The following is a 6,285-nucleotide window of genomic DNA, read 5'->3' on the forward strand; positions in this document are numbered from 1 at the left end:
GCCCGATCGAACCATGCAGTTAAGGCTACTGCCAGAGCGTCCGCTGCATCGTCCGGTTTGGGAATATAATCTAAATTTAACTCCCGCGCCACAGACTGCTGCACGTCATACTTATCCGCATTGCCCATGCCGGTAAGCGCCTGTTTTATTTGTGCTGGCGTAAACTCTACTATCGGTAGTTTATGCTGAGCTAAGACTAACATCAGTACACCTCGCGCTTGGGCTACAGCAATCGTATTTCCCATGCGATAAAAAAATAGTTTTTCGATCGCCACCAGATCCGGTTGCCACTGCTGTATTAATGTATGCAAATCTTCATAAATTATGTTGAGTCGTTCTCCGATGTCTAGATCGGATGAAGTTTTTATGACTCCAAAGTCTAGCAGGGTCGCGGGAGTTTGCTCTAGCTTTGGGCAAATAATGGCCCCAAATCCAACTACTGCCAGCCCTGGGTCTAATCCCAAAATTCGCTGCTCCATAAGAAAATCTCACCCAGATATCGCTCTGTGCAACATGAATCTTATGGCATACAAGCTTAGGGTTGATCGATCGCCAATAACTCTGGTAACAAATACCTAGTTGAACATACTGCTTAAGTGGAGATATTAGCTCGATAACCTAAAAACTTCTATTATACACTTGTCTGACGAACCTTTTTGAATACCTCGCCCAAATCATCTATGTCCCTCAGTTTATTCAAACAAGCCCTTCTTGTCCTGTCCCACGAGTCACGAAGTCGCACTCCCCAGCGAGTCAATACATGGTTCAAATGGTTGGCTCCTGGATTGTTGGTGAAACGCTGGTTGCTTTTGAGTGCAGGCGGTGTCTTGCTCACCAGTCTGGGGTTGGCCATCTGGGTAAAGCTAACTCCCATTTATCGCCTCATTCAGCTGATCAACGACATCTTAGAAAAGGTTGCTTCCTTCTTTCCCAGCTATATCAGCGGCCCGCTCGTAGTAGCGTTCGGTATCCTGTTTATTCTGTGGGGACATACTCGCAGTTTCAATGCTATTACGGAAGTTCTCAAACCAGCAGGAGATGAAGAACTGATTGATATGCTGCTAGCCCATCGCCGCCTCAATCGCGGCCCGAAAATTGTGGCGATCGGCGGCGGTACGGGTCTTTCTACTTTGCTGAGAGGTTTAAAAACTTACAGCGCCAATCTTACAGCGGTTGTGACGGTGGCGGATGATGGCGGTTCTTCTGGGCGTTTGCGGCGGGAAATTGGCGTGCTGCCACCAGGGGATATTCGCAATTGTTTGGCGGCGCTAGCAGATGAGGAAAAGTTATTGACGGAGTTGTTTCAATATCGCTTTCGCGCTGGGGATGGTTTGGTCGGTCACAGTTTTGGTAATCTGTTCCTGACGGCGATGAGCGAAGTTACTGGAGATTTGGAACGAGCGATCGCTGCCAGTTCCAAAGTTTTGGCGATCAGAGGACGGGTGCTACCGGCGACGCTTAGCGATGTCCGTTTGTGGGCTGAGTTAGCAGACGGACGCTGCATTGAGGGAGAATCTAAGATTACGGAAGCTAAAGGAAATATTGTCAAAATTGGTTGTATTCCCGCCAATCCTCCCGCTTTGCCGAAAGCTTTGCAGGCAATTCGCGAAGCGGATTACATTATTATTGGCCCAGGTAGCCTCTACACCAGCGTGATTTCTAATTTGTTGGTGCCGGAAATTGCAGAAGCGATCGCAGAACGACAAGTTCCCAGCATCTACGTTTGCAATATCATGACTCAGCCTGGAGAAACTCAAGGATACACCGTTTCCGACCACATCCGAGCCATTGACGAAGCCTGCGGGAAGCGATTGTTTAATGCCGTATTGGTGCAGCGGAAATCACCGTCGGCTAACGCTCTGATTCGCTACGCACAAGAAAATTCTCATCCTGTTTTCCTCGATCGCGAGGCAGTCGAACAGTTGGGGCGTAGAATTGTGTTGGCGAATGTGATGGATGAGGATAAAAATACGGCTTTGGTGCGCCATAATTCTCAGAGGCTAGCGCGGGTGTTGCTGCGCTGGTACAGTCGCGCTCAATCCCAACCAGTTGGCGATTTTAAATTTTAGGTTTTCGATCGAAAATGGTGATAGAACCGCAGGCAATTCGTCTTTCTGATGCTGATGCGACGCGATCGTTGGGTCGCGCTTTGGGTCAGTCTCTACAAGCTGGTAGCGTAATTTTACTGGAAGGAGATTTAGGTGCTGGCAAAACTACTTTAGTTCAAGGTATAGGTGAAGGATTGGGCATACTAGATGCGATCGTCAGCCCTACTTTTACATTGGTGAATGAGTACCCAGAAGGAAGATTGCCTTTGTATCATTTGGATTTATACCGTTTGTCAGCGGCAGAAGTCGATTCTTTGCACCCGGAAACTTTTTGGGAAGGGGTCGAAGTGCCTTTGGGAATTGTGGCGATCGAATGGTCGGAACGATTGCCATACAAGCCGCCTAGCTACCTGCATCTTGCTCTTGCTTATCGGGAAGATGGCAGTCGTCAAGCTAACATTACATCGTTCGGTGAATTTAACTTAAATCTTCTCACATTACCAACCATTAGTTAATTGCTGTTCTAGGGATTAGGTTTGTATTGAAAATTCTTCTGGATCTGTTCCCCAATTTACCCAACAAATTGCTTCTCTTGCAGATTTTAGAGCGGGCGGTACTCGCAAAACGTGGATGTATCCTGTGCTAGGACAAGTCATTTTCAGCAATCGAATTGGTTCAAGATCAGCATCCTCATCAACTTTTAGTAGAGAATATTCCTGCCAAGAATCTATTTCAACCGCGTAAAGTTCTTTGCAGATTCGTGGGTAACCAATCCCTTGAATCAACGCTCGACGAAGCTCTACGTTCTTTTCATCTAACAGCCAATCCGCCTTCCACTGGTTAGGATGAATTTTTCTATATTTGAAAGGCAATCTCACACCACGATAAGCATACACCTGGAAGCCATCAACAAATTCAATGGCAGGGCTTCCTTCTGCATGAAGCTGGTTTGCTGAGTCGAAAGATAAGATTCTAGGGCGATCGCAAACTACGCAAATCTTTTCATAAGGAAAAATCCAACCGCATTCAGAAACTAGCAAATGAAATGCCAACCACATTTTTCCATCGCAAGGTAATTTGAGGATAGAGAAGTTGAAATCAAAATAACTACCATAATAAGTCCATGTTTCAAATGGAATACATTCGCTAAAAAACTGTTTTCGTAATTTTATTGGAATTTGCTCTTTTAGTTGCAGTAAAATTTGATTTCGCCGTTCATTTCCAATTTGATCCCACAACGATCTAAGCTCATCACCTATCACAGACCATACTTGATTTGAAAGTGAACTTAATCCCGGAAATCTCAATTTATGTTTGATGTCTCCCAGCTTGCGTTTCAGCCCTTTTCTTAATTCATGGGTGACTATTTCTAAAGCTGCATAAGGACTCTGGGCAAAAATAATTTCAGGTTCTTCTTCATCAATTACTTCATAAGTTAGTTTGACTGCTTCAGCAGCTTTTTGACGGTCAATTGGTTCGGTAGAAAGCGCGATCGATCTCCATTTCTCCCGATAAAGGGGAATTTGTGCTTCTTGTTCGGGAGTCAGTTTCTCAATCATTCTGGGTCTAGAGGGTTTATGGTGGAAAATGTTTGTATATGTTATGGATAGGTGGGATATGGTGGGTTAAGGCATGGGAAGTTAATTATTGGTTGAAAGTGTTGAAATTATCGCCCGTGCCTAACCCACCCTACAATTAAATAAGTTTTTATAAATAAATTTAATATTCCCCTATATTTACACAATTCGTGGTATTCTTAAATAATGGAAATCTGCTTGCAAAAAATATTACAGGCTAGTTCTTCCTCATCAAAATTAGTATATCACAAAAAAATGTAAGAGTCAAGAGAAATACCTCTTTATTCTCAATCCCGATCCAAAGAGGAAGATTAACCCAAAACTCGCTAACATAACCCCTTTTTTTATTAAAAATCTGTGCAATCGCGACTTCGGTCGTCACATTAACCAAATGTCAAAGCTTTCCCGCGCACATCGGTGTACAGCTTACCTTTTTCGTAAACAACTTGACCGCCGACAATCGTAAAAACTGGCCATCCAGTCAAATTCCATCCCTCAAAAGGACTCCAACCGCATTTAGTTAACAATTCCTCGCGCAAAACAGGGCGATAATTATCCAAATCTACTAATACCAAATCGGCATCGTAACCGGGAGCGATCGCACCTTTTTTAGGAATCTTATACGCCTTCGCCACAGCAGTAGACATCCAGTTAGAAACTTGTGCAACAGTACACCTTCCCTGCATCGCTTGAGTTAGCATAATCGGCAAAGAAGTTTCCACACCAGGCATTCCAGAAGGCGTATTCGGATAACCTTGAGCTTTTTCTTCTAAAGTGTGCGGCGCGTGGTCTGTAGCGATAAAATCAATAACGCCATCGAGTAGCGCTTGCCAAAGAACTTCGTTATCGCGGTGCGATCGCAACGGTGGATTCATCTGCGCTAATGTGCCTATTTTTGCATAAGCATCCGTATTCAGAACCAAATGTTGCGGGGTTACCTCAGCAGTTACCCAACTTGGTTTATCCTGACGCAGCAATTCTGCTTCTTCACCAGTTGACATATGTAAAATATGCAACCGTCGCTGATATTTTTTAGACAAACGCAGCGCCAACTGAGTAGCATTGAGAGCAGCTTGATTATCCTGAATTTGGGAATGAATGGCAGGATCGGTAATACCGGCAAATTCCTGGCGTCGTCGATTAATGCGGTCTTGGTCTTCGGCGTGAACGGTGATGAGTCTTTCCCCTTTAGCAAATATAGCTTCCAGCCACTCTTCGCGATCGACCAACAACGCGCCGTGCATCGATCCCATAAAAATTTTAATACCGCAAGTCGGGTTAGCCTCAAGCAAATCAGGCAAGTTTTCTGCCGTTGCGCCCATAAAAAAGCCATAATTGACTAGGCACTTCTGGGCAGCCCGTCGTAACTTATCATCCAGATTCGCTTGCGTTGTCGTTAGAGGACGAGTATTGGGCATTTCCAAGAACCCTGTCACCCCGCCTTTGGCGCAGGCGCAACTGGCAGTAAACAAATCTTCCTTATGTTCCAGTCCCGGTTCCCGAAAGTGTACTTGGGGGTCAATTACCCCAGGCAACAAGGTCAAACCATCGGCGTCGATTTCCTTATCTCCCGTTTCTTTGGCAGTATCTAGAATTGTGGATGCAACCTCAACAATTTCGTCGCCACAGATTTTTACATCTCCTACCATAAATTCACCACTCGGTAAGAGAATTCTGGCACGACGGATAAATAAGGATGGATGGGAAGACATGGTAAACAAAGTAAGGGGGAGTTTCAGTACAATTATCGCTCGCGATCGCCGCTCTGAAAATAGCGATAAACATATAATGTATGGGGAAAGCCGGATTGCTCTCCAAGCAAACAATTCTCGACTTGCTTAAATTCGATCGAAGAAGTTGAGAGTGGCATCTTTGCTAATTATGCCAAAGTAGATTGTGGCAATACAGTTTAACCTTTTCTCCTCAACCACTTGACTAATTTGGTAATCTATATTATATCCAGTGATTAAATGCCTATGACTCGCGTGCAGGATCAAGCTTCTGATAAAAATCCGCAATCAACATCCGAAAATCCTTTGTTGGAAGGAGTCAAAACCATTGGCTTAAGCGTCATATTGGCTTTGGGGATTCGGACTTTCGTCGCGGAAGCTCGTTACATTCCCTCTGGGTCAATGCTGCCAACCCTACAAATCAACGATCGCTTAATAGTCGATAAGTTAAGTTACCACTTCCAAACTCCGCAGCGGGGAGATATTGTGGTATTTTCACCCACAGACACGCTCAAGCAACAAAATTTCAAAGATGCTTTCATCAAGCGCGTGATCGGTCTACCGGGTGAAAAGGTGGCTGTTAAGGGGGGAAGAGTTTACATCAATAATAAACCCCTACAGGAAAAATATATTGAAGATGCGCCAGACTACCAATACGGCCCAGTGACGGTACCAGGCGACTCCTACCTGGTTTTGGGCGATAACCGCAATAATAGCTACGATAGCCACTACTGGGGTTTTGTGCCTCGCGATCGCATCATCGGTAGGGCTGTAGTTCGCTTCTGGCCCCTCAATCGCTTAGGAGAATTAGACCCAGAACCACTTTATCCTGCTGCTGGCAAATAGGAGTGGGGGAGTGGGGGAGTGGGGGAGTAGGAGAATAAATCTTTTCCCTTTTCCCTTTTCCCTCTTCCCTCTTCCCTCGCCCCT

At 45.1% G+C, this 6,285-nt stretch carries 7 protein-coding genes; 3 read left to right on the top strand and 4 right to left on the bottom strand.

All coding sequences use genetic code 11. The features are described 5' to 3' along the window. On the bottom strand, positions 1–479 hold a 479-nt coding region (gene ruvC / locus H6S82_RS14090), incomplete at its 3' end, for a crossover junction endodeoxyribonuclease RuvC (RefSeq protein ID WP_191056332.1). A gap of 201 nt (positions 480–680) precedes the next feature. On the opposite strand from ruvC, the gene H6S82_RS14095 reads away from it, so the two are divergent. Both H6S82_RS14095 and tsaE read left to right on the top strand, forming a co-directional pair. Further along, complete coding sequence (locus H6S82_RS14095) at positions 681–2,069, top strand: gluconeogenesis factor YvcK family protein (RefSeq protein WP_190470249.1); 1,389 nt, start codon at positions 681–683, stop codon at positions 2,067–2,069. Positions 2,070–2,083: 14 nt separating this feature from the next. Next, complete coding sequence (tsaE, locus tag H6S82_RS14100) at positions 2,084–2,563, top strand: tRNA (adenosine(37)-N6)-threonylcarbamoyltransferase complex ATPase subunit type 1 TsaE (RefSeq protein ID WP_190470252.1); 480 nt, start codon at positions 2,084–2,086, stop codon at positions 2,561–2,563. 15 nt (positions 2,564–2,578) lie between these two features. Here tsaE and H6S82_RS14105 read toward each other — a convergent pair whose 3' ends face one another. From H6S82_RS14105 to H6S82_RS34020, 3 genes are all read right to left on the bottom strand, one after another. Further along, positions 2,579–3,607, bottom strand: a complete 1,029-nt coding sequence (locus H6S82_RS14105; protein WP_190470255.1) for a DUF6745 domain-containing protein — start codon at positions 3,605–3,607, stop codon at positions 2,579–2,581. 401 nt (positions 3,608–4,008) lie between these two features. Continuing rightward, positions 4,009–5,337, bottom strand: a complete 1,329-nt coding sequence (locus tag H6S82_RS14110) for a dihydroorotase (protein WP_190470258.1) — start codon at positions 5,335–5,337, stop codon at positions 4,009–4,011. A gap of 32 nt (positions 5,338–5,369) precedes the next feature. Further along, on the bottom strand, positions 5,370–5,495 hold the full coding sequence (locus tag H6S82_RS34020; RefSeq protein WP_255512281.1) for a hypothetical protein: 126 nt from the start codon (positions 5,493–5,495) through the stop codon (positions 5,370–5,372). A gap of 106 nt (positions 5,496–5,601) precedes the next feature. On the opposite strand from H6S82_RS34020, the gene lepB reads away from it, so the two are divergent. Beyond that, the gene (gene lepB, locus H6S82_RS14115; protein WP_190470278.1) at positions 5,602–6,201 is read left to right on the top strand and encodes a signal peptidase I; all 600 of its coding nucleotides are present in this window, start codon (positions 5,602–5,604) and stop codon (positions 6,199–6,201) included. Positions 6,202–6,285 lie beyond the last annotated feature (84 nt).

This window comes from Planktothrix sp. FACHB-1355 (assembly GCF_014748295.1).
Classification (GTDB): Bacteria; Cyanobacteriota; Cyanobacteriia; order Cyanobacteriales; family Aerosakkonemataceae; genus Aerosakkonema; species Aerosakkonema funiforme_A.